Genomic DNA, 25,687 nt, shown 5'->3' with positions numbered 1-25,687 from the left:
TCCGTTCCGTAGCGGATTGGCCTTCCCTTTCGAAGGCACGGGATCCGGACGGGGGAGGTCCGCGCAAACCGCATTTAGCTGCTACTCAAAAGCTAGCGAAATTCCCTTAACGATCCCTTTGGCCCTGAAGAGATGCCAGTCATGCTAACCGTGTTTCCCCTATCATAGCGCGCATTCAAAGACTAGTGACCTAGGAGGCCGGCCTGTTATCGCTTTGCACCACTGTTGCAAATCTGCACCAATTAGTGGGTACGCACGGATGCGCTGTCGGGGGCCGTCGCAACTTGCCGCTGCGACAATCTAACCCATTCGGATCGTTGGACCTTTGGAGCCAGGGTTCGGGCCCGGCTCCGGCGCGACCAGGCGCCGATAGAGCGGCAACATGATCGCCGGCAGGGTGTACATCGGCAACTGTGCCACAGCGAAGTAGAGCACCACGTCGGTGTCGGTGCCGGGGGGGAAGGCGGCCAGCAGCAGGCCCATGTTGCAGTTGCCGGAGACCAGGCCGACGGTCAGTGCGCGGCGCCGGCCCAGCCAGGCGAAGGCGGCGGCGCCGGCCAACTGCAGGACGGGATTGGCGATAAAGGCGGCCAGCAGCCAAAGCCCCACCGTCAACGGTCGCGCCAACAGCGTATCGGTGACGCCATCCATGATCGCGACCGCGAAAATCAGCATCACCGCGACCACCAGGCCATCCAGGTGGGTGGCCACCCTGGGCAGCCGCTCGCGCCCGATCAGGCGACGGATCACCAGGGCAGCGGCGCAGGCGACTGCGATGACGACCGCCAGCCGGCCCATGAGTTCGCCAACGCCGAGATCGAGTTCGAGTCCGAGCAGGGCCAGCGCCAGCGGTGGCACGGTGAGCGGTGTCAACAAGGTGGCGATCAGGGCGGTGACAAGGGCGAGCGCCCCGTCGAGGCCGAGGATCATGGCGATTGGCGCCGCGCTGAGGATCGGCGGCGCTGCGGCCATCAGCACCAGCGCGGTGGTCAGCGGGCCCGGAAGAGGCAGCAGGATGAGCAGGCCGGCGGTGAGCAGCGGCGCGCCGAGCAGCAGCCAGGCGACGATGACGCAGGCCGTGCCGGGTCGGCGCAGGTAGCCGAGCATGAGCCGCCAGTCGATTCGCACCAGGGTCGCCGTCAGCAGCACCGCGACACAGGGTGCCAGCAGTGGACGGGCGAGACTGGAGAGCTGCGGCAGCGCCAGCCCGAGGAACACCCCGACGAACAGCACCCAGGTGGCGTGGCCGCCGAGGAAGGCGAGCAGACGGCTCATGGATTTCCGTGGTTTGCAGGATCCAGGCCCGCGACGCTAGCGACTTTGACCGCTGCGGCCAATGCTCTATCGTGCAGCGCGTGGAGGACAGGAAGGGCAGCTCTTTATGATCGAAGCGCCGTTCGACCGGCACCGTGCCGTGGTACTGCCGGAGTGGATCGATTACAACGGCCACATGAACGTGGCCTACTACCTGCTGGCCTTCGATCATGCCACCGATACTTTTTTCGACTACCTCGGACTCGATGCGGCGCACCGCGAGGCCACCGGCGGCACAACCTTCGCCGGCGACATCCACCTGACGTACCAGCGCGAGGTGAAGCAAGCCGATCCGCTGCGCATCTCCAGCCAGCTGCTGGGTTACGATGACAAACGCCTGCGCTTTATCCAGCAGATGTATCACGCCGAGGAGGGTTACTTGGCGGCGACCATGGAGAGCCTTAGCCTCTACGTCGACCTCAACCGCCGCCGGGTGACCGCCTTTCCTGACGATATCTGCCGGCGTCTCGCCGCGGTCTTCGATGCTCACCGCAGCCTGCCGCTGCCGCCGGAGGCCGGCCGGGTGATCGCCAAGCCGCCGCTTCCCGAGCCCTGGACGTAACGTGAACCGGACCCTGAGCGCCGCCTCCGCCGGTTTCCCCTTGCCCTTTTTCCATTGCCATGGCGGCCCCGATGAGGATGCTAAGGGCATGAAATCCGCGCGTTCCCGACTGGCCACACGGTTGCTCTTTGCCCTGCTATTGGTGGTTCTCGCCCCGATCCCCGACGCCCTGGCCGACTGCACCGACCCCCCCGAGCCGGGCGTCAACTGGCGGCGCTGCGTCTTCGACCGCCTGGAGTTCAAGGAGGTCGATCTGACCGGAGCCGAGCTGCGCGACGCGAGCTTTTTTCGTGCCGACCTCAGCGGCAGCAACTTCGAGGGCGTGAAGGCCTTCCGGGCGAAATTCTTCAACGCGGTGATGACCGGCGCGCGCTTCCCCGAGGCGGACCTGCGCGAGGCCGATATGAGCAAGGCTCACCTGCAGGATGCCGACCTTGCCACCGCCGATCTGCGGCGGGCCCGTCTCTTCGACGCTGATCTGCGCGGCGCCGACCTGACCGGGGCCAAGCTGGAGGGCGCCGATCTGACCGGTGCCAACCTCTCTGGCGCGACCTGGACCGACGGCAAGAAGGTCTGCAACGAGGACTCGATCGGCCGCTGCAATTGAGGCCTTCGCCGGGCCCGCTGCAGAGGTTAGGGACTTGCGGCGGGAATACCGTCTATAGTGCGCTGACTAGCTCGGCGACTCGCGCGGTGGCGTGGCCGCTGCCCATGGCTTTGCATGACCTGTTTCTAATGTTGTCGCCCGCTGATACTGCTCCGAAAGATCGCGCCGCTGATGCGGACAACGCCCGCGACAGGCGCGTTCTGGTGATGGCATGACGCGGGCCCACAAGATCAAGCGGCGGGTGCGGGTCTCGCTGCTGCGGTTCGGGCGTAACGACCAAGTGGTGCTGTCGATCCTGGCGGTGGTGATCGGCGCGGCGGCAGGCGGTGCGGCCATTGCCTTCCGCGATGCCATCGGCGGCATCCAATGGCTCGCCTATGGTTTCACCAGCGAGAAAGTCGCCTCCCTCGCGGCCGCGCTGCCTTGGTGGCATCTGGTCGTGGTGCCGACCGCCGGCGGCCTGCTGATCGGCCTCTTCATCCGCTATCTGATGCCGGACGGGCGGCCGCAGGCGGTCGCCCACGTGATCGAGGCATCGGCCCTGCATGACGGGCGCATGTCGCTGACCGTGGGCCTGCGCGCCGCGCTCGCCAGCGCCGCCTCGATCGGCGTTGGCGCCTCGGTCGGCCGTGAGGGACCCGTGGTCCACCTCGGCGCCTCGCTCGGATCCTGGGTCGCCAAGCGGCTGCACCTCGGTCGTGTGCTGGCACGGACCCTGCTGGGCTGCGGCGTGGCCGCCGCCATCGCCGCCTCGTTCAACGCCCCCATCGCCGGTTCGTTCTTCGCCCTGGAGGTGGTGGTCGGCCACTATGCCCTCTCAGCTTTTGCGCCCATCGTCATCGCCTCGGTCACCGGCACCCTGATCAGCCGCGCGCGCTACGGCGACTACCCGGCATTCGTGCTGCCGGAAAACTGGACCATCGTATCGTTCTGGGAATTTCCGGCCTTTGCGATTCTCGGTCTGGTCTCCGCCGTGGCGGCCATTCTCTTCATGTGGTCAATCATGTTCACCGAGGACACCGTGCGCAGGCTGCCGCTGCCATCCTGGGCACGTCCGGCGGTGGCGGGTCTGCTGGTCGGCCTCATTGCGCTGGCCTTTCCGCAGGTGCTGGGCGTCGGTTACGAGGCGACCGACGCGGCGCTCTCCGACAGTTATCCGCTGTGGCTGTTGCTGGCGCTTATCGTCACGAAGACCGCGGCGACGGCGATCTCACTGGGGGGCGGCTTTTCCGGCGGCGTGTTTTCACCTTCGCTGTTCATCGGCGCCATGGTGGGCGGTGCCTACGGCATCCTCGCCACCCAGGCCTTTCCGGAACTCTCCTCGGGCCATGGCGCCTATACAATCATCGGCATGGGCGCGGTCGCCGGCGCGGTGCTGGGCGCGCCGATCTCGACCATCCTGATGATTTTCGAGATGACCAACGACTACGAACTCACCATCGCCGTCATGCTGGCCACGGTGATCGCATCGGTGGTGACCCAGCAGGTACACAAGCACTCCTTCTTCTACTGGCAGCTGGAGCGCCGCGGTGTCTCGCTGCGCGGTGGCCATCAGACCGGCCTGATGCGGCGGGTCAAGGTGGCCTCCGTGATGGACCACCGCTATTCCGCGGTGGCGCCGCAGACGCCGATCGCGGAGGTGCGCATGAAGCTGCAGGCAGCGCCTTGGGGTGAGCTTTTCGTAGTCGACGAGGACGGTGCGCTGTGCGGCGTCATCACCTACGCAGACTTGAGCGAGGCCGCCTTCGACACCAGCCACGATTCCGAGCTGATCGCCGCCAACGTGGCACGCCGCGAACCGGCGCTGCTGCTGGTGGGCGACCACCTGGAAACCGCGGTGAAAGCCTTCACGGTGACCGGCGAGCCGCACATTCCCGTGGTCGCCGACAAGAAAACCATGGTAATGCGCGGCCTGGTGCATGAGCACCAGGTGATGCTGGCCTACCAGCGCGCCCTGAATCAGGCCCGCGCCGAGGAGCGCGGCGAAGCCTCGTCACGCTCGCTGCGGCGGGGATCCTGACTTAGTAGGTCGGGTCGAGGTTCAGGTAGTCGTAGCGGTCGCCGGAGGTGACGACGACTTCGCGGTAGCCGGCTCCGCTGTCCAGCAGGGTCAGCGGCACGGCGACGCCCGGTTGGCCCAATGCCCAGATCGCCTTGTAGAACTCCGATAGGCTTGAGACCTTGTGGTTGCCGACCGCCATGACGATGGTGTTGGACGGCACGCCCGCCTGTTCCGCCGGACCGCCCGGCGCTACCCGGCTGATGAAGACATGGCCGCGCAGTTCCTGTGTGTAAAGCCCGAGCCAGGGCCGCGCCGACTTGGTCGAGCGGCCGTCGCGCAGCAGGTCTTCCATGATCGGGGTGAGGGCGGAGATCGGCACGAACATGTTGCCCGGCAACTGCTCGCCGGGCGCCCCGGCATCCCCGACGATCAGCGAACCGATGCCGAGCAGCCGGCCGTCGGACCCGATCAGGGCCGCGCCGCCGAAGCTGCGGTAGGGCGGCGAGGTGAAGATGGCGTCGGGCAGCAGGTACTCCCAGTAGCCGGCGAATTCGCGGCGCGAGACCACCAGCGCCGGGCTCGGCCCGTCGGGGCCGGCGACCAGCACCCGGGTATCTTTCGGCAGCTGCGTGGAATCGCCGAGTTCGATAGGATTGGCATCCAACTTGCCCAGCGGGCGCAGCAGACCGAAGCCGGTTTCGTAGTCGTAGGCGACGACGTCGGCGGGCACCACACTGCCGTCCTGCTCCACGATCTCCGTCTCGACCGCTTCCATGATCAGGTAGCCGATGGTGAGGACGAGTCCGTCCTTGCCGATCACCACGCCGCCGCCTTGGCGCTCCTGGCCCAGGGTCTGAGCCGAGCGCGCCGAGGCCGGCACCACCGCCCGCACTCCGACCACGGCGTTCAGGGGATTGGGCGCGACCGACTGTGCCGCCGCCGGTATCACCGGAGTGAGCAGCAGCGCAACTGCGCCGGCAACGAAACCGAGAAACTTCGCTACGGGATACCGGATCGGACTACACACCCCCGCAGGGGCTAAAACCTTGATCGCCATGCCGCTCTCCTGGTTGTTGCGGCGTCTCCCCCACTTGATGCTTAGAAATCTGCCTTTAATCGATGTAGCACTTTTGTTGGACGCGTCCAGTGGGCCTTTGGTTCCATCCCCACGAATGTGAAGGCAGGCCCGGCGGATTCTAATCTTCCAGCAGGTAGCTGCCTTGGCGATGGGGCAGCGGCTCTTTGCCGACCACCTTGGCCAGCACCATGCCCGGGCGCACGTAGCGCTGGGAGCGGCGCGACAGGATCAGGCCGTCGGCTGCGGTGGTGACCGCGGTGCGCGCCTTTTCCGGCGGCTGCGTGGGGTCGACGACCCAGGCGATCGTGTCACCCTTGCTCACCCGTTGGCCGAGATCGACGGCGTAGGCGACCACACCGGCGACCGGGCTGCGCACGGTGTCGGTGGCGTCCAGGCGGGTCGCCTCGCAGAGCGCCTCCGGCAGCGGCGGCGGGTTGCCGGCGATGGCGCCGTAGCGCATCAGGCTGTTGAACAGGGCTTCGGCGTCGGCCTCGGCGGTCGCGTCGTCGACGTCGGACCGGCCGCGCAGTTCCACCGTGCCGGAGACGCAGGCCGCCGGAATGGGATACTGCGGGAAGCGATCGGCCAGCCGTGTCCAGGGCGTCGAGAAGGTCTCGTCGAAGGAACTGCCGCCGGAATCCTCTGCCAGCAGCACGGCGCGGCAGCCGAGATCGGCGGCCAGTTCGGCCCCGTCCGGCCAGTTCGCCGGGATGAGGAAGAGGTGCATCAGAGCCTGGTCGTCGCAGTGCAGGTCCAGCACCAGGTCGGCGTCGCAGGCCAGGGAGGCCAGCGCCAGGCGCAGGGAGTGCAACTCGCTGGCCGGCTTCTGGTCTTCCAGGTGCGCCCGCATGGCGCCCCGGATGACGGCGATGTTGCCCGCCTCGTCGTCGGTCAGCTTGTCCTTCACCGCCTCGGCGATACCCTCGGCCAGGTCCGGCCAGTTGCGGTTGAAATTACCGCCGCCGCCCTGCTCGTAGCGGCCCATGTTCTCGCCGTTGGTGAACTGGGAAAGCCCGATCGGGTTGGCGTAGGGCACCAGGATGACCTCGCCGGCGATGCGGCCCTCGCGCTCGGCTTCCTCCAGCAGCCGGTAGAGGTGGTGCTGGACCAGGAGGCCCGGGGTCTCGTCGGCGTGCAGAGCGGCCTGCAGATAGACCTTGGGTCGCGCCCCCTCGGCCCCGAAGCGGTGCACGGTGAGGTGCCGGGCGGTTCCCGGGCTGACGGTCAGGAGGGGCAGGCGGTCGCTGCGGGCGGGCATGGAGGAAATCCTATCGCAAAGGAGGCGAGGGCGGCATGAAAGGCCGCCGGCCCGTCCCGGTCAAGCCCCCCTCAAGCTTGGCTGGAGGGCGGCAGCAGACCCGAAAAAAGCACCGCTTAAGGCGTGAGCCTGCCGCCCGGCTGCGCTATATAGGGGGCATGTCCGATCTTTTCGCGGCCTCCCAGGGCGCCCCGGCAACGGTTTCCGGGGCTGCTGGGGCCTATCCCTATCTGAACGCCCTCAACGAGGGCCAGCGTGCCGCGGTCGAGGCGCTCGACGGGCCGGTGCTGGTGCTGGCCGGCGCCGGCACCGGCAAGACCCGCGTGCTGACCACCCGCCTCGCCCACCTGCTGATCATGGGTAAGGCGCGCTCGCCCGGCGAGATCCTGGCCGTCACCTTCACCAACAAGGCGGCGCGCGAGATGAAGGACCGCGTCGCGGCCCTCCTCAACCGCCCCTCGGTGGAGGGCTGGTGGCTCGGCACCTTCCACTCGGTGGCCGTGCGCATCCTGCGCCGCCATGCCGAGGCGGTCGGCCTGAAGAGCAACTTCACCATCCTCGACACCGACGACCAGATCCGCCTGCTGAAGCAGGTGTTGCAGGCTGAGAGCGTCGATGAGAAGAAGTGGCCGGCGCGCGCCATGCTGGCGATCATCGAGCGCTGGAAGGACCGCGGTCTGACGCCGGAGCGCGTCTCGGCGGGCGATGCCGGCGATTTCGCGCGCGGCCGCGCGGTGGAACTCTACAAGGCCTACCAGCAACGCCTGCGCACGCTGAATGCCTGCGACTTCGGCGACCTCCTGCTGCACAACCTGTCACTCTTCCAGAGTCAGCCGGAAGTGCTGGCCGATTACCATCGGCGCTTCCGCTACATCCTGGTCGACGAGTACCAGGACACCAACGTGGCGCAGTATCTCTGGCTGCGCCTCCTGGCGCAGGGCCACAAGAACGTCTGCTGTGTCGGCGACGACGACCAGTCGATCTACGGCTGGCGCGGCGCCGAGGTCGGCAACATCCTGCGCTTCGAGGATGACTTTCCCGGCGCCAAGATTGTGCGGCTGGAACGCAATTACCGCTCGACCGGGCGCATCCTCGCCGCCGCCTCCGGCCTCATCGCGCACAACGAAGGTCGTCTCGGCAAGACTTTGTGGACTGAGGACGAGGAGGGCGAGAAGATCCGCCTGCGCGGCCTGTGGGACGGCGAAGCGGAGGCACGCTTCGTCGGCGAGGAGATCGAGGCGCTCATTGCCCGCGACAAGAACCACGACTTGAAGCAGGTCGCCATCCTGGTGCGCACCGGCGCCATGACCCGCGAGTTCGAAGAGCGTTTCATCACCCTGGGCCTGCCCTACCGCGTGGTCGGCGGCCCGCGCTTCTACGAGCGCCTGGAGATTCGCGACGCGCTCGCCTATCTGCGAATCTTGCAGCAGCCGGCCGACGATCTCGCCTTCGAGCGCATCATGAACAAGCCCAAGCGCGGCCTCGGCGATGCGACGCTGCAGCAGCTCTATCAGGCCGCGCGCGCCGGCAACGTGCCGCTGACGCTGGCAGCCCGGCGACTGGTGGAGACCGACGAGCTGCGCCCGGCGGCGCGCCGCAGCCTCACGAGCCTGCTGGACGATCTCGACCGTTGGCGCGGCATGATCGAGGTGACTCCGCATCCCGAACTGGCCGAGATCGTGCTGGAAGAATCCGGTTACGTGGAGATGTGGCAGAACGACAAGTCCCTCGAGGCCCCGGGCCGGCTGGAGAACCTGAAGGAGTTCGTGAATGCCCTCGGCGAGTTCGAGAATCTCGCCGGCTTCCTGGAGCACGTTTCGCTGGTGATGGAGGCGATCACGCGTGATGACCAGGACATGGTCACGATCATGACCCTGCACGCGGCCAAGGGTCTGGAGTTCGACACGGTGTTCCTGCCGGGCTGGGAGGAGGGGCTGTTCCCCAACCAGCGCGCCCTCGACGAGACCGGACGACGCGGCCTGGAGGAGGAACGGCGGCTCGCCTACGTTGGCCTGACGCGCGCGAGGAAGCGGGTCATCATCTCGTTTGCCGCCAACCGGCGCATGCACGGCTCCTGGGCGGCGGCGATCCCTTCGCGCTTCGTGGACGAATTGCCCAAGGAGCAGGTTGAGGTGGAGAGCGACCAGGGCGTCTACGGCGCCGCGGCCGCGGCCTTCGGCGGCAACTTCGGGGGCATGGGCGATGGCTGGGGCCGCAGTTCCTGGAGCGAGGCCCGCGTCAGCCCCGGGCTGCAGCGCGCGCGTGAGCGGCGCGGCCAGGGCGTCTCACCCTACATCGACGTGACGCCGACGCGCGTCGAAAGCATCGAGAGCGGTGCCTTTCAGCGCGGCGACCGGGTGTTCCACCAGAAGTTCGGCTACGGCAAGATCACCTCGGTGGAGGGCGAGCGCCTGAACATCCGCTTCGACGCGGCCGGCGACAAGAAGGTGATCGCCAGCTTCGTGGTACCTGCCGACCAGGCCGGCTGACCTTAGACCCCTCCATCCGACAGAGATATATCCCCCCGTGAGCGCGACCTACTGCCTTTCCCTGAGTCTGCCCAGCGCCGCCGTTCATGCCTTCGAGGCGATCTTCGAGCCGCTGGACGGCGCCATCGTCACCGGCGGGCGCGATCCCCAGGGGATGGTGCCCTGGCAGCTCTACCTTGCCGAACCGCCGGCCGCCGAGGAGATCGAGCGTCTCCTCGCCATCGCCTGCGAAATCGCCGACATCGCGACGCCGCCGGCCTACAGCCTCGACAAGCTGCCGGAGGTCGACTGGGTGGCGGAGAGCCAGAAGGCGCTGCCGCCGATCCTCGCCGGGCGATTCAGGATCAGGGGATCGCACGTCACCGAGCCGGCGCCGCCGGGCGCCGTCGACCTGCTGATCGATGCCAATGCCGCCTTCGGCACCGGCCGTCACGAGACCACGCGCGGCTGCCTGCTGGCGCTTCAGGATATCGCCAAACGGCGGCCGGTTTCGCTCATCCTCGACATGGGCTGCGGCTCCGGCGTGCTGGCCATGGCGGCGGCCAAGCTATGGCCTTGCCGGGTGCTGGGCGTCGACAACGACGCGCCCTCGATCCGCGTCGCTGCGGAGAACCTGAAGGCTAACGGTGTCGTCGATGCGGTGACGCTCTTGTGCGGTGACGGCTTCCGTGATGCCCGCGTGCGCCAGGCCGGTCCCTACGACCTCATCCTCGCCAACATCCTGGCCGAACCGCTCTGCCGCATGGCCGAGGATGTAAAGCGCCACCTGGCGCCCGGCGGCCTCGTCATTCTCTCCGGCCTGCTGACCACGCAGGAACGCCAGGTCACCGCGCGCTACCGTGCCGCCGGCTTGGTGCTGGTCACGCGCTACCGCCTGGCCGAGTGGTCGACGCTGGTGCTGAAACGAGGGTAATGCGCGCGTCGCTCAGTGCGCGAGCAGCACGGGAACGGTGGCCTCGGTGATGATGCTGCGCGTGGCGCCACCAAAGATCATTTGCCTGAGGCGGCTCTGGGTATAGGCGCCCTTGATGACGAGATCGCTGCCGAGACGCTGGGCCTCGGCGAGGAAGGCGGCGCCTCGGGCGGCGGCGTCCGACTCCACGGTCACCTCGTGCGCTTCGCTGGGGATGCCGTTTAGCCGCAGGTAGCGCACCAACTGTGCGCCGCTGGGTTCCGGCGGCGTGCTGCCCGACAGGGTGACGACGGCCACGTGGCGCGCGCGGCGCAGCAGCGGCTTGGCGAAGGCCACCGTGCGCGCGGCTTCCGGCGTGCCGTTCCACGCAATTAGGATGTTCTCACCCAACTTGTCGCTGCCCTCTTTCGGCACGAGCAGGGCCGGCCGGCCGCTTTCGAAGAGCGCGGTTTCCAATTCGCTCATGCGCGGACCGTCGCCGACCGATTCGGGGCGGGTCAGCACGGTGATGTCGAAGACGCGCGCATAGGCGGCAAGAAAATCGCGGCCCGTGGCGTCTTCGCTCTCGTACCAGCCGAAGCACGCCGTTTCCCGGCTTTCCGCATCGTTGTTGGCGCTTGCCAGGCCGCGCGCGGCGAGGCGCTCCGTAAACAGCGTCCGGCTGGCCTCTCGGCGCTCATCCTGGACATGCGGGTCCAGGGGCGTCGCGATCATCGCGCCGGTGAAAGGGTCGGCTGGGGCGATCAGCGGCGGATCGAGGCTCAGGTGGAAGCCCTCGACGTAACTCCCGAACGCCAGCGCGAGTTGAGCGGCCGTATCGATGGTCGATGCGGCGGTGAGATCGTTGTCGACCGGCAGGAGGATCGTCTTCATTCTCGGTATCCCCGCTCGTCATGGGCTTTCATTCTGTCTATCATCGCAGGCGGAGGAAAGCCCTTCCACCCATACGTTTGCGACCACTTGGCGAAGCCCCGCATGCCGAGCGAAGCCGACCCCGCCGCTGGCCGGCCTTTTTCTGAAACTGCCGCCGCTGTGCCCCTCGCCGGTCCGCCGGGCGGCAAATCGTTCTTCCGCATCTTCTTTTCGATCATGCTGCCGATGTTCCTGGCGGTGGTGGACCAAACCATTGTCGCCACGGCGCTGCCGGCCATCGCCGGCACCATGGGCGGGGTTGAGCGCATCTCCTGGATCGTGGTCGGCTATCTTGTGGCCACCACCATAGCCGCGCCGGTTTACGGCAAGCTGGGCGACCTCTTGGGGCGCCGCCGGCTGCTGGTTGTTGCGCTGATCTTCTTCATGGTCGCCTCGCTGCTTTGCGCCGTGTCGAGCAGCATCGAGATGTTGACCGCCATGCGCGTGCTTCAGGGGTTGGGCGGCGGCGGGTTGATGACGCTGTCGCAGGCCCTGATCGGGGAGGCCGTGCCGCCACGCGAGCGGGCGCACTACCAGGGCTACCTCGCCGCCGTGATGGTGACTTCCAGCACCTTCGGTCCGGTCGTCGGGGGCTATCTGACCGAACACCTGGGCTGGCAGTCGGTCTTCCTGGTGAACCTGCCGATCGGCGTGCTGGCAATCCTGCTCGCCCTTCGCCTGCCACAGCGGGCCGGCACCGGCGGGCCGTTGCGCATCGACATGCCCGGCGTGCTGCTGTTCGCCCTCTTCATCGCCTCGGCCATGGTGCTGCTGGAGCAGGTCAGGGGATTCGATGCCGCGCTGCTGCTGCCGCTGCTCGGCCTTGGCTTGCTGGCCGTGGTCTCTCTGATTCTATTGATTTGGCGCGAGAAGACGGCGGCGGATCCGCTGCTGCCCATCGCCCTGATGCGGAACCCGACCATCTGGCGCAGTGACGCGCTCGCCGCCTGCCATGGCGCCATGCTGGTTTCGCTGATCACCTTCCTGCCCATCTATTTCCGCGTGGTCGGCGGCACCTCACCGGCCGAGACGGGTCTGCTGCTGCTGCCGATGACCGCCGGCATCGGCATCGGTTCGATGATCACCGGACGCGCCATGAGCCGCAGCGGCCGCACGGCGATCTTTCCCTCCATCGGGCTCATCGTCGTGGTGCTGGGGCTCTTTGCCGTGGCGATGTGGTCGCGCTATGTCACACCGGTGCACCTCGCATGGTTCCTCGGCGCCACCACGCTGTTCATGGGCACCGTCATGGGGGTGGTGCAGGTGACCATCCAGAGCGCCGCCGGGCGCGACAAGCTGGGCGCGGCGGCGGCCACCGTCCAGTTCTCGCGCGCGCTGGGCGCCGCGGTCGGCACCGCTGTCGTCGGCGCGGTCCTCTTCGCCGTCCTGGCGTCCCGTGACCCGGCGGCGGCGACCTTTTTCGCCGACCTGTTGCAGGGGGATGCCGACAGTCTCGCCGCCTTGCCCGCGGCGGGCCGTGCGGTCGTCCAGGGTGAGATCGCCGACGCCTTCCGTGCCGCTTTCCTCGCCATCACCGGCTTTGCCGCTCTGGCCTTGGTTCTCGCCTGGTCGATTCCGCTGCGCCGTCTCTGACGGCGGTGGAAAAGCAAACGGCGACGCCTCCTGCTTGGAAGCGCCGCCGCTCTTGCCGCCGTCCTGGCAGCCGGAGATCCGGTCGTGGAACGGAACCGCGTTGGGGGGCCGCCCGGTCGCGGGACCGGCTCCGTTCTCAAAAAAGGGAAGGGGACATTTCAGGCGGCCAGCTTTCCCGGACCGCCGGTCCGACCTTTGGTCGGCGGCGGTCCGGGTCTGCCGTAGGCTCGTCCCGTGGCTACACCGGTTTAGACGAGCTTTTGCCGTTAGAGGTCCACTGAAACCGACTTATAGCAACGAACTCTTGGTAACAGAGTGGCAGCAGACCAGCGCCGATCAGGCGGCCGGCCGATTGACGTTTCGGTTGGCCGCATCGCCGACGGCCTGCTGCGCACTGCGGCGCACCTCGATAAAGGCCAGCACCTGCGCGGTGACCGGCGCGCTCGCCGGTGCCTCGGCCTGCGCGACGGCGGTCTCATCGCGGGCCACGATCCCCTGGTCGGCGGCCAGGGCTGCAGCCACGGCGGGAATGTCGGCACGGTCGATGCCGATGTCGGCCAGCATCTCGTCGGACATGGCCGAGAGTTCGCTCACCGTGCGGCGGCGGGCCGCCTCGCGGCGCAGCCGGCTAGCAAGCTTGTTCCAGGCCGATGGCTTGGCGACAGCCTCTTCTTTGCAGCAAAGGGCTGCAGCCGCGGCAATTTCGGCGCGGCTGATGCCAATGTCGCTCAGCAGGCGGTCATCGAGCTGGCCCAGCGCCTTCAGGGTGCGGCGGTGCTGGAAGCGGCGGCGCAGAGTGGCAAAGAGGGCGCTAAGCCCGGACCAGCGGCCGAAGGTCTCAAGTCCGCTGTGCAGGTGATCGGCGATAAACTCGGCCCTTAGGGTCCGGGCCGTCTGGACGACAGAAAGAACGTCAACGGATCGCTGATCCCACCGCACCGCGGCACTTCCGGCGCGGTCGCCGTGAAGGTCAGTTAGGCGGATCATGACAATAAAACTCCAGGAATGAATTAGGTTTGAGGCTTTCATGGCCCGCCAGGAAGGGCCCTTCCAACAAGAGCCTTGCCAAGCCGGCCCAGAGCCATGACTTTCAGCAAGAGAAATGAGGGGCCCAAGCGCCGGTTGAAAGTGGCATTTCCGCACTGCAGCATTGCAGCCCCTGCATGAGTGAAACAACTGAAACAAAAGGGCCTTGGCCGATGGCTGACCTGACGTCCGCGAGCGCCTCCACCGCCGCCGCAAGCCTCTCCACCGAGGGCAAACTGGACGCCCTGCGCCAGGAGTTGGCGCGGCGCGGGGTCGAGGGTTTCCTGGTGCCGCGCGGCGACGAGCACCAGGGCGAGTACGTCGCTCCCTCGGCCGAGCGCCTGGCCTGGCTGACCGGCTTCAAGGGCTCGGCGGGCTTCGCCTGCGTGCTGCAGGAAGAAGCGGCAATTTTCGTCGATGGCCGCTACACCCTGCAGGTGCGCCATGAGGTGCCGGAGAGCGTCTTTGCGCCGCGTCATGTGAGCGATGAGCCGCTCGCCGACTGGCTGGACGGCCGCCTGAAGCCAGGCCAGCGCCTCGCCTACGACCCCTGGCTCCACACCGAGGAGCAGGTGCGCCGCTTGGAAAAGACCACGACCGCCCTGGGCGCCAGCCTGGTCGCGCTCGACGGCAATCCAATCGACGCCGTCTGGGGCGATCGCCCGGCGCCGCCCAAAGCCAAGATCCGCCCGCACGACCTGGCGCTGGCCGGTCGCAGCAGCGCCGAGAAGCGCGAGGAACTGGGCGCCCAGCTCGCCAAGGCCGGAATCGCGGCGGCGGTCATCACGCTGCCGGACTCTATCGCCTGGCTGCTCAACGTGCGCGGCGGCGATGTGGCGCACTCGCCGTTGCCGTTGTCTTTTGCTGTGCTGCACGCTGACGGCGGCGTCGAATGGTTCGTCGACCCCGACAAGTTGACGCCGGAGGTCACCGCCGGCCTTGGCAATGCGGTCGCGGTTGAGACGCCGGAGCGCCTCGCCGACAGCCTCGGACGTCTCGGCAAAGCGGGCGCCAAGGTGATGGTCGACCCGAGCACGGCGGCGCGCTGGACCTTCGAGCGTCTGCGCGCGGCCCAGGCGGAGGTGGTGGCCGGCGCCGATCCCTGCCTGCTGCCCAAGGCCTGCAAGAATGCCGCCGAGCTGGACGGCATGCGCCGCGCCCATCGGCGCGACGGCGCGGCGCTCAGCCGCTTCCTGCACTGGTTGAACGCCGAGGCCGAGCCGCGGGCGGGGACGGACCCTGTGAGCGAGTTGGAGGCCGCCGAGCGCCTTGCCGCCTTTCGCGGCGCGACCGGCGAGCTGCGCGACCTTTCCTTCGACACCATCGCGGGGGCGGGGCCGAATGGCGCCATCGTCCACTATCGGGTAAGCGAAGAGACCAACCGGCCTCTCGGTGACGGTGAACTCTTTCTCTGCGATTCAGGGGGCCAGTATCGCGACGGCACCACCGATGTGACGCGCACGATGGCGATCGGCAGGCCTTCGGCGGAGATGTGTCGACGCTTCACCCTGGTGCTGAAAGGGCACATCGCCTTGGCCCGTGCACGCTTTCCCAAGGGCACCACGGGCAGCCAGCTTGACGCCCTGGCGCGCTACGCGCTGTGGCAGGAAGGGCTCGACTACGACCACGGGACGGGTCACGGCGTCGGCAGCTACCTGAATGTCCATGAAGGACCGCAGCGCATTTCCAAGCTGCCGAATACGGTAGCGCTGCAGCCCGGTATGATCGTTTCCAACGAGCCGGGATACTACAAGACCGGCGGCTACGGCATCCGCATCGAGAACCTGGTGGCCGTGACGGAAAGCCCGAAGCGGGAGGGCGAAGAGCGCGACATGCTCGCTTTCGAAACCCTGACCCTGGCGCCGATCGACCGGCGTCTTGTCGAGCTAGACCTGCTGAACCGGGAAGAGGCCGAATGGCTGGATGCTTATCACGCCCGCGTGCGCGCGGAGATCGCCCCGCAGTTGGACGCGGCGGCACGGGTCTGGCTGGAGGCGGCGACGGCGCCTCTGGGAAGCTGATGGGTATCCGGGAGAGAGGGCGGCCCTAGGCCATCTTGTCGGAGTGCAGGTCGAACAGCGCCTTCATGTAGGCGTGCTGTATATCCTGGATGTGGCGCGCGATGTCGGCCAGATCCTGGCCGATGCGCTCTGCCATCTGCAGGTCTTCGCTGATGAAGAGGTCGGTCGGCTCCGCCCAGCGCTGCGTCATGTGAATCAGAGCCCGATAGGCCGCCTTCTCGTGGGACTTGTTCCCGCGGCCCAGATCCTGGACCTGGTCGAGAATGAATTCGAGGCTTTCGTTTGCCGTCAGCATAATCCTGCCTGTCTCGTCTGAACTGGGGGGCTGGCGCAAAGCTAAGTGAAAGCCGGTAAAAAGTTTGTTTAGCTCTGCGCGAATCTGCTGGTATGCGGCCATTTTTTCTACCGATAGCGGTGTATATCCCCGGTTTCGGTCGCTAACTGGTTGAATTTTTGCAATCTGCCCTTGTCGGGAAGCCGTCGCGTTCCAAATATTTAATGAGGGGAGCATTCCAAGCTCCCCTCTTTCCTTTCAGCAAGCCGGCGCAGACCGGCCCCATAGTCTCAGTCAGTCATCAGGCCCGCTGGGCCTGCACACCTACCTGCGTTCTCGGGGGCCGGAGGCCCTCCAGGACTCCCAAACACCATCTGATATTCAGGGGAGCCGTTCACATGGTGAAGCTTCAAATCAATGGCGAGGAACGTGAACTGGACGTTGCCGCCGATACCCCGCTGCTTTGGGTCGTCCGCGATGAGCTGGGCCTGACCGGCACCAAGTTCGGCTGCGGCATGTCGCTCTGCGGCGCCTGCACGGTTCACGTCGACGGCGTCGCGACACGGTCCTGCGTGACCGCGGTCAGCGATGTGGAAGGCAGCCAGGTCACCACCATCGAGGCGATAGACGGTAAGGCCGCCAAGGCGGTGCAGACCGCCTGGGACAAGCTGGACGTGGTCCAGTGCGGTTATTGCCAGTCCGGCCAGGTGATGTCCGCCGTCGCCCTTCTCAGCGAGAACCCGAAGCCCAGTGACGATGACATCGACGCCGCGATGAGCGGTAACGTCTGCCGCTGTGCCACCTATGTCCGTATCCGCGCCGCCATTCACGAGGCGGCCAAGCTGATGGAGGCCTGAGCCTATGCTGGCACACATTCTCGACAGCAAGAATCCACAGATGCTGCGGCCCGCTGCCGCAGTGCCGCTCACGGCGAGCCGGCGGCTGTTCCTCAAGGCCTCGGCCGCGGCCGGCGCCGGCTTGGTCATCGGTTTCACCTTTGCCGGCGGCAACAAAATGGCGGCGGCCGCCACCCCGGCGGCTGACGATGCCGTCTTCGTCCCCAACGCCTTTGTACGGGTCGCCCCTGACAACACCGTGACGGTGCTCATGAAGCACCTCGAGATGGGTCAGGGAACGTTCACCGGGCTCGCTGCCCTGGTGGCCGAGGAACTGGATGCCGACTGGGCGCAGATGCGTGCCGAGCACGCACCCGCCGACGCCAGCCTCTACAACAATCTCTCCTGGGGTCCGGTGCAGGGCACCGGCGGTTCTTCCTCCGTCGCCAATTCGTACGAGCAGCTGCGGCGGGCGGGGGCAATGTCGCGCGCTTTGCTGGTCCAGGCGGCAGCGGAAACCTGGGGCGTGCCGGCCGGTGAAGTCACCGTCGAGAAGGGCTTGGTCAGCCATGCCGCGAGCGGCAGGCAGGCCAGCTTCGGCGAGCTCGCGGAGAAGGCCGCGACGCTGCAGCCTCCTGCCGAAGTGACGTTGAAGGATCCCAAGGACTTCACTCTCGTTGGGACCAGGCTGCCGCGCCTCGACTCGCCGGCCAAGGCACGCGGCCAAGCGCGCTACACGCTGGATATGACCCTGCCCGGCATGCTGACGGTGCTGATCGCGCGTCCGCCTCTCTTCGGGGCGACGCTGAAGTCCTTCGACGACAGCGAAGCTCTGGCGGTCAAGGGCGTGACCGATGTCGTTGCCGTGCCGGCGGGCGTCGCGGTGGTCGCCAAAGGCTTCTGGGCCGCCAAGCAGGGCCGCGATGTTCTGAAGATCGAGTGGGACGAGTCGACCGGCGAGACCCGCGGCTCCGATCAGATCATGGCCGAGTACAAGAAGCTGGCCGAACAGCCGGGCGACATCGCGCGGCAGGATGGCGACGCGGCTTCCGCCATGGCAGGCGCCGCGAAAGTCCTGGAGGCGGATTACGAGTTCCCCTACCTCGCTCACGCGCCGATGGAGCCGCTCGACTGCGTCGTGCAGTTGGGCGATGGCACCTGCGACATTTGGGCCGGCTCGCAGATCCAGACGGTCGACCAGGGTGCCGCTGCGGCGATCCTCGGCCTCCAGCCGCAACAGGTGCGCATCCACACGATGCTCGCCGGCGGCAGCTTCGGCCGCCGGGCCACGCCGCAGGCCGACATGGTCTCCGAGGCCGTCTCCGTCGCCAAGGCGATCGGCGGCCGGGCGCCGGTAAGGCTGGTGTGGACGCGGGAGGACGACATCCAGGGCGGCCGCTACCGTCCGATGTACTTCCACCGCCTGAAGGCCGGGCTCGACGCCGAGGGCAAGCTGGTCGCCTGGCAGCACCGCATCGTCGGCCAGTCGATCGTCAGCGGCACGCCCTTTGAAGGTCTCATTAAAAACGGCATCGACCAGACCTCGGTGGAGGGGGCAAATACGCTGCCCTACCACGTGCCGAACATGACGGTGGACCTGCATACCACCGACGTGAAAGTGCCGGTGCTGTGGTGGCGTGCCGTGGGCAGTACCCACACCGCCTATTCGACCGAGGCCTTCATCGACGAACTGGCTGAGGCCGCGGGCAAGGACCCCGTGGAATTCCGCCTCGCGATGCTGCAGGACCATCCGCGCCATGCGGGCGTCCTGAAGCTGGCGGCGGAGAAGGCCGGCTGGGGTACGGAGCCGCAGGCAGGCCGCGCGCGCGGCATCGCCGTGCACGAGTCCTTCAACACCTTTGTGGCCGAGGTGGCGGAGATCTCCGTCGCCGAGGATGGTACCATCACGGTGGAGAAGGTGGTCTGCGCCGTTGATTGCGGCCTGGCGGTGACGCCCGATCAGGTGCAGGCGCAGATGGAGGGCGGCATCGGCTATGGCCTGGGCGCCGTGCTGCACAACGCGGTGACCTTGACCGACGGCCGTGTCGACCAGTCGAATTTCCACGACTACCTACCGCTGCGCATCGACGAGATGCCGCAGGTGGAAGTTCACATCGTGTCTTCGGGCGAGGCGCCGACCGGCGTCGGCGAGCCGGGCGTACCGCCGATTGGTCCGGCAGTGGCCAACGCGGTCTACAAGGCGACCGGGCGGCGGATCCGCGCGCTGCCCTTCGCTCTGCATGGCCTCAGCGCGGCTTAGGTCTCTCCCCCCGAGCCTAAGCTGCAGCGAAACCCCACCCCGGCGTGCAGCCGGGGTGGGGTTCTTTTTTGTCGACCCCGGTTATGGTTCCTGCGGGTCGCTCATCTGGTGGAGGTGGACGTCCTGGCCGGCGTGCTTGCGCAGTATCGCTTGGGCGCGGTCTTCCATCTCTGCATCCCGGGTCCGCACCCACAGCAACAGGCCGCCGCGGGCAAGCTGGTCTTGCAGTTCAGTGGCGTGCTTGTCGCCAATGAACTTCGCCAGACCCGCGCCCACAGCGCCGCCGGCGCCACCCGCCGCAGCGGCACCGGCCAAGGCCACGCCCAAAGTGCCGCCGGAGGCGAAGACAGCACCGGCAGCGGCCAGGGCGCCGATGTACATCAGACCGCCGATGAGGCCGCCCTGGGCATCGCCGCGGTCCGCGGTTGAGACGTACGCCGCCCGAGGTGCATCCGGCGCGTCCTCCAACTGCTGCACGCGCTCGTAGAGATGGCCGAGCTTCGAGTCGACCGCCTTGTCGCTGGCCAGCAGGCTGATTTCCGCCTGATCGAAGTCGTGGTTCAGCAGGTCGTCGATCGCGGCCTGCAACCGGTTGACGTCGTTGAACACGGCGACGGCTTCGGTATGGGTTGTCGGGGAGCCGCTTGCGTCGGACATCACTCCTCCAGCGCTGAATGCTCTCGATGCGCCCACTCGCAGACAGGGCGCCGCTCAGGAGGAAGACTCCTCAGCCGCCGAATCGTTCCCCCGGCCCCTTGCGCGACGGTATCCGTGGAGCAGGCGGCCTGCTCTGAATACAGCAGGAGGCGTCAGCCCACGAGCTCGGGAGGAAAGCGGAAGGTCACCACCGTGCCCTCTCCGGGCTTACTGACCAGCTCGAAGGTTGCCCCGAGGGCTTCCACAATGCGCTTGGTCAGCGGCAAACCCAAGCCGGTGCCCTTGGTGTTTCTCCGCTGCGCGGATCGCACCTGACCATAGGGACTGAGCGCTGTGGGGATGTCGCGCTTTGCGATACCGATCCCCGTATCGCTGACGATCACGACGGCTGCACCACTGTCGGGTTCGCGCCGCCCCTTTACAGTGACCGAGCCGCCCGCAGGCGTGAACTTTACAGCGTTGGTGACGATGTTGATCAGGGCTTGGCTGAGGCGCTGCCTGTCCGTGTGCAGGGTGGGGAAATCCGCGGCGAAATCAACTTTCAGATCGACGCCGGCCTGTTCTGCCAGGCCGGAAAGCATGCGCAGGCTCGACGCCGCGACCTCGCGCGCCACCACCTTTTCCAGGCGGATGTTGAGCTTGCCCGCTTCAGCCTTGCTGAGCTCCAGCAGGTCCTCGACGATTCGCAGCAGATGGGTGCCGGCTTCGTGCATATCGAGCGCATACTGCACGTACTTCGGGTTCCCGACGGACCCGAACCGCTGGTCGCGAATCACCTCGGAGAAGCCGAGGATGGCATTCAGGGGCGTGCGCAGCTCGTGGCCGATATCCGCCACGAACGCCGACTTCCCGCGGCTTTCGTTCTGCGATTCTGCAAGTCGCTTTGCCAGTTCCCTTTCCGCTTTCGTCAGCAGATCGAGGGCATGGTTCAGCTTCGTCGTGCGTTCCAGGAACTGTCGCTCGACGGCAAGCTTGGATTGCCTGAGTTCCTCGAAGAGCCGCCGCGTGTGCAGGAGATTGCGCACTTTAAACGCTACCTCGAACCGCTCCAGCGGCTTGCCGATGATTTCCAGTGTACTGGCTTCCAAGGCCTGCAGCCGGGTCATCAATTCTGCGCCATCGCAGGCAACAAGCACCGGCAGGATCTGCTCCTGCGCCCGCCTGCTGAGAGTCCTTAGCAGATCAAAACCGTCGGCATCGTGTCCTGCAACGTCGACGATAACGAGGTCGGGTGTGGTTTCGGCCAGCATGCCGAACGCCTCGCGCGCGCTGGGGACGCATTGAGTTTCGCTGTAGCCCTCCGTCAGCAGAATATGCCGAAGCACGGAGCCGGGAGCCGCGGACTCGCCGACCACCAGGATACGGGCGTGCGACGGTTGCTGTGGCGGGGAGTTGGAGATCTCAGTCGTGTCGGGCATTGCGATACGGAGCGCCGGTGTCGCACGCGCTCGTGAACAGGCGCCGCGCCGTGGCGTGGACACACTGGCGCCCGTTCTGGCATAGGCGGGGAAAGACATTTTTGACGGTATTCCGCAATTCGGTCCGCAATGATTTCATTTGGCGCCGCGCTTGGCAGCGCCCTGTTCATCCGGTTGAAGAAGAACCGGCCGGTTTGTGGGGGGACAATCCGGCCGGGCAGTGCTGAGAAGGCTGTACTGGTACGGTTCGGTTTCGCGTTATCGAGTACGTGACGTCTTAAGCAAGATGGGCCCGAGGCTTGTGTTGAGGCACCCTGACTTGGGGAACGACGCGGGTTGACCCCATCGCCTCAGGCCCATCTCCCCCCGAAGCACCAGCACTTGTTTTCAAGCTGCTCGTTGAAGTTCGTGCCGCGCGACCGCGAGATTGTCGCTGCTCGGCCGGCCGAGCCAGGCGCGAATATGGCTTGGCCGGCACCGACCGCCTCATCGGCTGCGCCACCGAAGACGACGCTTGCTGATGGAGAAATAGCTACTGATTTCCCTGCGTGAATGCGAGCGTTGCCGCTTGGGAAATCCGGTCAATCTATTGATTTGACTCGCCAGCGTGCCTGGATGGTGCGGCACCTGCGCCGCGGTAATCGCTGGGCGACTGGCCGGTCCAGCGGCGGAAGGCGTGGGTGAAGGCGCTGGGCTCGGAATAACCCAGCAGATAGGCGATCTGTGCCGGCCGGAAAGCTGATTCGTCGAGGTAGCGAAACGCCGATTTTCGCCTCTGTTCCTCGACCACCTGGCGGAAGTTCTTGCCCTCGTCGGCGAGGCGCCGCGAGAGCGTGCGCTCGCTCATGCCGAGGGTGGCAGCCACGTTCGCCGCGGTCGCCGTTCCTGTCGGCAGCAGGCTGCCAACCAGCAGTTCGACTTCCTCGCGAAAGCTCTCCGCCTGCCGGCTCCGTTTCAGCAAATCCTCGCAGTGGGCCCTCACGATGCGAAACAGCCGCGCATCCGCCGACGGGCAGGGAAGGGAGAGAAGGTCGCGGCTCAGGGTGATCGTGTACCGTGACGCACCAAAGACAACCGGAACGCCGAAGTACTTCCTGAACGCGTCCAGATGTGTCTCACGTCGGTGCTTCATCGTGACGGCTTTCGGTGTGATCCGGCGCCCAACGACAAAGCGGCAGATGTTGATCGCCGCAGCGAGGACGGATTCATACCACTGTTCGCTGCGCTCCACGTCTGAATCCTGAAGTTCGAATCTCAGCTCGGCTTCCGACTCTTCATGGGCGAGCTCGACGCGGATTCCTTGCGTGCTGATCCACAGGTAGTTCAGGTAGTTATCGAGTGCGGCCTTGAGCGTTGGTGAGTTCGCGGCGAGGTAGCCGATCGCACCGGCATCGAGTGGATCGAGGCCGGCGCCATGGTGCAGGCCGAAGCAGGGGTCGTTCAGGTGGTCGGCGCTCTGCTGCAGCAGGGCCACGTACTTGGCAAAGGGGATCTGCGCATCCGGAGCTTCGAGATCCGCTGGCGTCAGTCCGACCTCCTGGAGGATCTGTTCTGCCGCCCGGCCGCGCGCGGCCAGCAGCTCCGCCACTTGGCGTGCCCAAACGGCTGTCACCATTCGCACCGCCGGCATCGTGACCCTTTACTGGTTTAGAGGTCGGGTGTCGCCATTCAACGGACAATTGATCCCGCTACGGCATCCGGCGGTCAAGCGTCTCTACGGCTTCCTGCCGGCATCGGCGCCGTGGATTCGCAATATGAGATAAGAATCTGGGCAGACCTTCTACCGCTGCGCTGGGACGACCTTGACGCTCCGCGTCTCCTCGCTCTCAATTGCGGAACGGTTATCACCGCTTGAGGTGCATTATGGAATCCCGGACAGCCTCCTGCTCCTGCGGCCAATTGCGGATCGAAGTCGAGGGCAAGCCCCGGGGCGTCGGCCTTTGCCACTGTCTTGCCTGTCAGCGCCGCACCGGCAGCGTCTTCGCCGCCCTGGCGGCCTTTGCCGCGCCCTACAAGGTCTTCGGCCAGGCGACCGAGTACCTGCGCACAGGCGACCAGGGTGCTCAGTTCAGATTCCGCTTCTGCCCGGTCTGCGGCACCACGGTGTTCCACACAGAGGAAGGTTACGAGGACCGCTCGGTTGCGGTCGCCGTCGGCGCCTTCGCCGATCCGGATTTTCCGCCGCCGCGGGCCTCCGTCTACGACTGCCGCCGCCATCCCTGGGTGCAGCTGCCGCCGGGAACCCGGACCTACGACAAGGACCCGGAGTAGGGGGCGGCGGCGTTCATCCCCCGATCAGGTCGCGCCATGCCTGTTCGCTGAGGATTTCGACGCCCAGTTCTTGCGCTTTCTTGGCCTTTGAGCCCGCGTCGGCGCCGACGACGACATAGTCGGTTTTCTTGGAGACCGAGCCGGCCACCTTGGCGCCGAGGGTCTCGGCGCGCGCCTTGGCTTCGCTGCGGGTCATGGTCTCCAGGGTGCCGGTGAAGACCACGGTCTTGCCGGCCACCGGCGAGCCGGTGGTTGCCGGTGCTGCCACCTCTTCGATGGTCAATTCGTCTTCCAGGTCTTTCAGGACTTTCAGGTTGTGGTCCTCGCCGAAGAAGAACACCAGGTCATCGGCGACGCTCATGCCGATGCCTTCGATGTTGCAGAGATCGGCGTAATGCTCGCCGACGTCTTCCGCCTTTCGCGCCTCCGGCTGCTGCTTGCGCTCCCGGTAGGCATGGGTCATGGCGTCGCGCCAATGCTCCAGCGTGTGGTAGCTGCGCGCCAGGAGCTTTGCCGTCGCCTGGCCGACCTGGCGGATGCCGAGGGCGTAGATGAAGCGGTCGAGGCCGATGGTGCGGCGCGCCTCGATGGCTTTCACCAGGTTGGCCGCCGACTGCTTGCCCCAGCCCTCGCGTTCGCTGATCTCCGGTTCCAGCTTCGGCAGGCGAGAAAAGATGTGGGCCGGTGTTCTGATCGTGTCGTCGTCGAGGAAGGCCTGGATGTGCTTGCCGCCCAGCCCTTCGATATCGAAGGCGTCGCGCGAAACGAAGTGGCGCAGGCGCTCGTAGTTCTGCGCCTTGCAGATCAGGCCGCCGGTGCAGCGACGCACCGCCTCGCCTTCCTCGCGCAGGGCCAGGCTGCCGCATACCGGGCAGTGGTCGGGGAAATGATAGGGCTTGCTGCTTTTGGGGCGCTTGTCCTTTATCACCTCGACGACCTGCGGAATGACGTCGCCGGCGCGCTGGATGATGACGTGGTCGCCCTCGCGGATGTCCTTGCGGGCGATCTCGTCCTCGTTGTGCAGGGTAGCGCGGGAAACGACGACGCCGCCGACCGAGATCGGCTCCAGGTTGGCGACCGGCGTCAACGCACCGGTGCGGCCGACCTGGATGGTGATCTCGTGCAGGACGGTCTGCGCCTGTTCGGCGGGGAACTTGTGGGCGATGGCCCAGCGCGGCGCACGGCTGACGAAGCCGAGGCGGTTCTGCAGGTCCAGGCGGTTGACCTTGTAGACCACGCCGTCGATGTCGAAGGGCAGATCCGGGCGCTCGGCCATGATATGGCGGTAGTAGTCCAGCAGCGCGTCGAGGCCCTGGCACAGCCGCGCTGGCTCGTTCAGCTGGAAGCCCCATTTGTGGAAGCTGTCGCGCACCGCTTTCATGGTGCCGCCCAGCGCCTCGGCCGGGTCGCCGGCCACCTCGCCCCAGGAATAGGCAAAGAAGTGCAGCGGACGCGACGCCGTGATCTCCGGGTTCAGCTGGCGCAGTGAGCCGGCGGCAGCGTTGCGCGGATTGGCGAAGATTTTCTCGCCGGCCTCCTCCTGGCGCTTGTTCATGTCCATGAAGGCCTGGCGGGACATGTAGACCTCGCCACGCACCTCCAGCACCTCCGGCCAGTCTTTGCCCTTCAGTGCGTTGGGCAGATCCCTGATGGTGCGCACGTTGGCGGTGATATCCTCACCGGTGCTGCCGTCACCGCGCGTCGCGCCCTGCACCAGCTTGCCTTTCTCGTAGCGCAGGGCGCAGGAGAGGCCGTCGATCTTCGGCTCCGCCATGATCTCAACCGCGTCCTCCTTGGCGAGGCCGAGGAAGCGCGCGATGCGGGCAAGGAACTCCTCCACCTCCTGTTCCTCGAAAGCATTGCCTAGGGAGAGCATCGGCACCTTGTGCTTCACCTTGCCGAAGCCCGCGGCGGGCTCGGCGCCCACCTTCTGAGACGGGCTGTCGGCGCGCATCAGCTCGGGATTACGTGCTTCGATCGCCTCATTGCGGCGGCGCAGCGCATCGTAGTCGGCGTCGCTGATCTCCGGATCGTCTTTCTCGTGATAGCGCCGGTCATGATAGGAGATCAGCTTCGCGAGGCGTTCCAGTTCCGCCGTCGCCTGCTCGGCCGTCAGGTCTTCGACCGCGACGCCGGTATAGGACTCATCAACGGCGGGCTTTTTAAGCGCAGGCTTCTTCGGCATCGGCGGCGAGT

20 protein-coding genes are annotated in these 25,687 nt (G+C 66.6%); 10 read left to right on the top strand and 10 right to left on the bottom strand.

Features of this window, described 5'->3' with window-relative positions; all coding sequences use genetic code 11:
• Positions 1–300 precede the first annotated feature (300 nt).
• Positions 301–1,275: a hypothetical protein gene (locus WDC82_RS01335; RefSeq protein ID WP_340115436.1), complete on the bottom strand. Its 975-nt coding sequence runs from the start codon at positions 1,273–1,275 to the stop codon at positions 301–303.
• A gap of 106 nt (positions 1,276–1,381) precedes the next feature.
• Here WDC82_RS01335 and WDC82_RS01330 point away from each other — a divergent pair, with 106 nt between their 5' ends.
• From WDC82_RS01330 to WDC82_RS01320, 3 genes are all read left to right on the top strand, one after another.
• The gene (locus WDC82_RS01330; protein WP_340115435.1) at positions 1,382–1,876 is read left to right on the top strand and encodes a thioesterase family protein; all 495 of its coding nucleotides are present in this window, start codon (positions 1,382–1,384) and stop codon (positions 1,874–1,876) included.
• 88 nt (positions 1,877–1,964) lie between these two features.
• Positions 1,965–2,483, top strand: a complete 519-nt coding sequence (locus WDC82_RS01325; RefSeq protein WP_340115434.1) for a pentapeptide repeat-containing protein — start codon at positions 1,965–1,967, stop codon at positions 2,481–2,483.
• Between the two features lie 211 nt (positions 2,484–2,694).
• Positions 2,695–4,503, top strand: coding sequence for a chloride channel protein (locus WDC82_RS01320; RefSeq protein ID WP_340115432.1), 1,809 nt, complete (start codon positions 2,695–2,697; stop codon positions 4,501–4,503).
• Between the two features lies 1 nt (position 4,504).
• Here the strand turns inward: WDC82_RS01320 and WDC82_RS01315 are convergent, their stop codons facing one another.
• Entirely contained in the window at positions 4,505–5,542 is a 1,038-nt protein-coding gene (locus WDC82_RS01315) for a S1C family serine protease (protein ID WP_340115431.1), read from the bottom strand.
• A 139-nt stretch (positions 5,543–5,681) separates the two neighbouring features.
• The gene (locus WDC82_RS01310; RefSeq protein ID WP_340115429.1) at positions 5,682–6,821 is read right to left on the bottom strand and encodes a succinylglutamate desuccinylase/aspartoacylase family protein; all 1,140 of its coding nucleotides are present in this window, start codon (positions 6,819–6,821) and stop codon (positions 5,682–5,684) included.
• 158 nt (positions 6,822–6,979) lie between these two features.
• Between WDC82_RS01310 and WDC82_RS01305 the strand changes: the two genes are divergently transcribed.
• Together WDC82_RS01305 and WDC82_RS01300 are read left to right on the top strand one after the other, a co-directional pair.
• Positions 6,980–9,310, top strand: a complete 2,331-nt coding sequence (locus WDC82_RS01305) for a UvrD-helicase domain-containing protein (protein ID WP_340115428.1) — start codon at positions 6,980–6,982, stop codon at positions 9,308–9,310.
• A 37-nt stretch (positions 9,311–9,347) separates the two neighbouring features.
• Positions 9,348–10,223: a 50S ribosomal protein L11 methyltransferase gene (locus WDC82_RS01300; RefSeq protein ID WP_340115427.1), complete on the top strand. Its 876-nt coding sequence runs from the start codon at positions 9,348–9,350 to the stop codon at positions 10,221–10,223.
• A 12-nt stretch (positions 10,224–10,235) separates the two neighbouring features.
• On the opposite strand, the gene WDC82_RS01295 is transcribed toward WDC82_RS01300, so the two are convergent.
• Positions 10,236–11,096 carry a universal stress protein gene (locus tag WDC82_RS01295; protein ID WP_340115426.1) on the bottom strand — a complete coding sequence of 287 codons (861 nt, stop codon included), beginning with the start codon at positions 11,094–11,096 and terminating at the stop codon, positions 10,236–10,238.
• A gap of 159 nt (positions 11,097–11,255) precedes the next feature.
• Here WDC82_RS01295 and WDC82_RS01290 point away from each other — a divergent pair, with 159 nt between their 5' ends.
• On the top strand, positions 11,256–12,728 hold the full coding sequence (locus tag WDC82_RS01290) for an MFS transporter (protein WP_340115425.1): 1,473 nt from the start codon (positions 11,256–11,258) through the stop codon (positions 12,726–12,728).
• 336 nt (positions 12,729–13,064) lie between these two features.
• Here the strand turns inward: WDC82_RS01290 and WDC82_RS01285 are convergent, their stop codons facing one another.
• Positions 13,065–13,715 carry a DUF1127 domain-containing protein gene (locus WDC82_RS01285; protein ID WP_340115424.1) on the bottom strand — a complete coding sequence of 217 codons (651 nt, stop codon included), beginning with the start codon at positions 13,713–13,715 and terminating at the stop codon, positions 13,065–13,067.
• Between the two features lie 212 nt (positions 13,716–13,927).
• Between WDC82_RS01285 and WDC82_RS01280 the strand changes: the two genes are divergently transcribed.
• Positions 13,928–15,775, top strand: coding sequence for an aminopeptidase P family protein (locus WDC82_RS01280; RefSeq protein WP_340115422.1), 1,848 nt, complete (start codon positions 13,928–13,930; stop codon positions 15,773–15,775).
• A 25-nt stretch (positions 15,776–15,800) separates the two neighbouring features.
• Here WDC82_RS01280 and WDC82_RS01275 read toward each other — a convergent pair whose 3' ends face one another.
• Positions 15,801–16,070, bottom strand: a complete 270-nt coding sequence (locus WDC82_RS01275) for a hypothetical protein (protein WP_340115421.1) — start codon at positions 16,068–16,070, stop codon at positions 15,801–15,803.
• Positions 16,071–16,447: 377 nt separating this feature from the next.
• On the opposite strand from WDC82_RS01275, the gene WDC82_RS01270 reads away from it, so the two are divergent.
• Both WDC82_RS01270 and WDC82_RS01265 read left to right on the top strand, forming a co-directional pair.
• Positions 16,448–16,906: a (2Fe-2S)-binding protein gene (locus WDC82_RS01270; RefSeq protein WP_340115420.1), complete on the top strand. Its 459-nt coding sequence runs from the start codon at positions 16,448–16,450 to the stop codon at positions 16,904–16,906.
• A 4-nt stretch (positions 16,907–16,910) separates the two neighbouring features.
• Positions 16,911–19,145, top strand: coding sequence for a xanthine dehydrogenase family protein molybdopterin-binding subunit (locus WDC82_RS01265; RefSeq protein WP_340115419.1), 2,235 nt, complete (start codon positions 16,911–16,913; stop codon positions 19,143–19,145).
• An 81-nt stretch (positions 19,146–19,226) separates the two neighbouring features.
• Here the strand turns inward: WDC82_RS01265 and WDC82_RS01260 are convergent, their stop codons facing one another.
• The 3 genes from WDC82_RS01260 to WDC82_RS01250 form a co-directional block, all read right to left on the bottom strand.
• Positions 19,227–19,802: a hypothetical protein gene (locus tag WDC82_RS01260; RefSeq protein ID WP_340115418.1), complete on the bottom strand. Its 576-nt coding sequence runs from the start codon at positions 19,800–19,802 to the stop codon at positions 19,227–19,229.
• Positions 19,803–19,954: 152 nt separating this feature from the next.
• Positions 19,955–21,220, bottom strand: a complete 1,266-nt coding sequence (locus WDC82_RS01255) for a hybrid sensor histidine kinase/response regulator (protein WP_340115417.1) — start codon at positions 21,218–21,220, stop codon at positions 19,955–19,957.
• A gap of 586 nt (positions 21,221–21,806) precedes the next feature.
• Positions 21,807–22,808: an AraC family transcriptional regulator gene (locus tag WDC82_RS01250; protein ID WP_340115416.1), complete on the bottom strand. Its 1,002-nt coding sequence runs from the start codon at positions 22,806–22,808 to the stop codon at positions 21,807–21,809.
• 275 nt (positions 22,809–23,083) lie between these two features.
• Here WDC82_RS01250 and WDC82_RS01245 point away from each other — a divergent pair, with 275 nt between their 5' ends.
• Positions 23,084–23,491 carry a GFA family protein gene (locus WDC82_RS01245; protein WP_340115415.1) on the top strand — a complete coding sequence of 136 codons (408 nt, stop codon included), beginning with the start codon at positions 23,084–23,086 and terminating at the stop codon, positions 23,489–23,491.
• Between the two features lie 13 nt (positions 23,492–23,504).
• On the opposite strand, the gene ligA is transcribed toward WDC82_RS01245, so the two are convergent.
• Positions 23,505–25,676 carry an NAD-dependent DNA ligase LigA gene (gene ligA, locus WDC82_RS01240; protein WP_340115414.1) on the bottom strand — a complete coding sequence of 724 codons (2,172 nt, stop codon included), beginning with the start codon at positions 25,674–25,676 and terminating at the stop codon, positions 23,505–23,507.
• Positions 25,677–25,687: the final 11 nt, after the last annotated feature.

The organism is Pelagibius sp. 7325 (assembly GCF_037652055.1).
GTDB lineage: Bacteria > Pseudomonadota > Alphaproteobacteria > Kiloniellales > Kiloniellaceae > Pelagibius.
This window is presented reverse-complemented; position numbering and strand designations above follow the sequence as displayed.

What these genes read in the sequence shown, in the direction of transcription:
- WDC82_RS01265 (WP_340115419.1), top strand. Translation starts at nt 16,911, where the DNA reads ATGCTGGCACACATTCTCGACAGCAAGAATCCACAGATGCTGCGGCCC.
- WDC82_RS01255 (WP_340115417.1), bottom strand. Translation starts at nt 21,220, where the DNA reads ATGCCCGACACGACTGAGATCTCCAACTCCCCGCCACAGCAACCGTCG.
- WDC82_RS01295 (WP_340115426.1), bottom strand. Translation starts at nt 11,096, where the DNA reads ATGAAGACGATCCTCCTGCCGGTCGACAACGATCTCACCGCCGCATCG.
- WDC82_RS01335 (WP_340115436.1), bottom strand. Translation starts at nt 1,275, where the DNA reads ATGAGCCGTCTGCTCGCCTTCCTCGGCGGCCACGCCACCTGGGTGCTG.
- WDC82_RS01310 (WP_340115429.1), bottom strand. Translation starts at nt 6,821, where the DNA reads ATGCCCGCCCGCAGCGACCGCCTGCCCCTCCTGACCGTCAGCCCGGGA.
- WDC82_RS01315 (WP_340115431.1), bottom strand. Translation starts at nt 5,542, where the DNA reads ATGGCGATCAAGGTTTTAGCCCCTGCGGGGGTGTGTAGTCCGATCCGG.
- WDC82_RS01275 (WP_340115421.1), bottom strand. Translation starts at nt 16,070, where the DNA reads ATGCTGACGGCAAACGAAAGCCTCGAATTCATTCTCGACCAGGTCCAG.
- WDC82_RS01325 (WP_340115434.1), top strand. Translation starts at nt 1,965, where the DNA reads ATGAAATCCGCGCGTTCCCGACTGGCCACACGGTTGCTCTTTGCCCTG.
- WDC82_RS01245 (WP_340115415.1), top strand. Translation starts at nt 23,084, where the DNA reads ATGGAATCCCGGACAGCCTCCTGCTCCTGCGGCCAATTGCGGATCGAA.
- WDC82_RS01285 (WP_340115424.1), bottom strand. Translation starts at nt 13,715, where the DNA reads ATGATCCGCCTAACTGACCTTCACGGCGACCGCGCCGGAAGTGCCGCG.
- WDC82_RS01305 (WP_340115428.1), top strand. Translation starts at nt 6,980, where the DNA reads ATGTCCGATCTTTTCGCGGCCTCCCAGGGCGCCCCGGCAACGGTTTCC.
- WDC82_RS01260 (WP_340115418.1), bottom strand. Translation starts at nt 19,802, where the DNA reads ATGTCCGACGCAAGCGGCTCCCCGACAACCCATACCGAAGCCGTCGCC.
- WDC82_RS01320 (WP_340115432.1), top strand. Translation starts at nt 2,695, where the DNA reads ATGACGCGGGCCCACAAGATCAAGCGGCGGGTGCGGGTCTCGCTGCTG.
- WDC82_RS01280 (WP_340115422.1), top strand. Translation starts at nt 13,928, where the DNA reads ATGGCTGACCTGACGTCCGCGAGCGCCTCCACCGCCGCCGCAAGCCTC.
- WDC82_RS01330 (WP_340115435.1), top strand. Translation starts at nt 1,382, where the DNA reads ATGATCGAAGCGCCGTTCGACCGGCACCGTGCCGTGGTACTGCCGGAG.
- WDC82_RS01270 (WP_340115420.1), top strand. Translation starts at nt 16,448, where the DNA reads ATGGTGAAGCTTCAAATCAATGGCGAGGAACGTGAACTGGACGTTGCC.
- ligA (WP_340115414.1), bottom strand. Translation starts at nt 25,676, where the DNA reads ATGCCGAAGAAGCCTGCGCTTAAAAAGCCCGCCGTTGATGAGTCCTAT.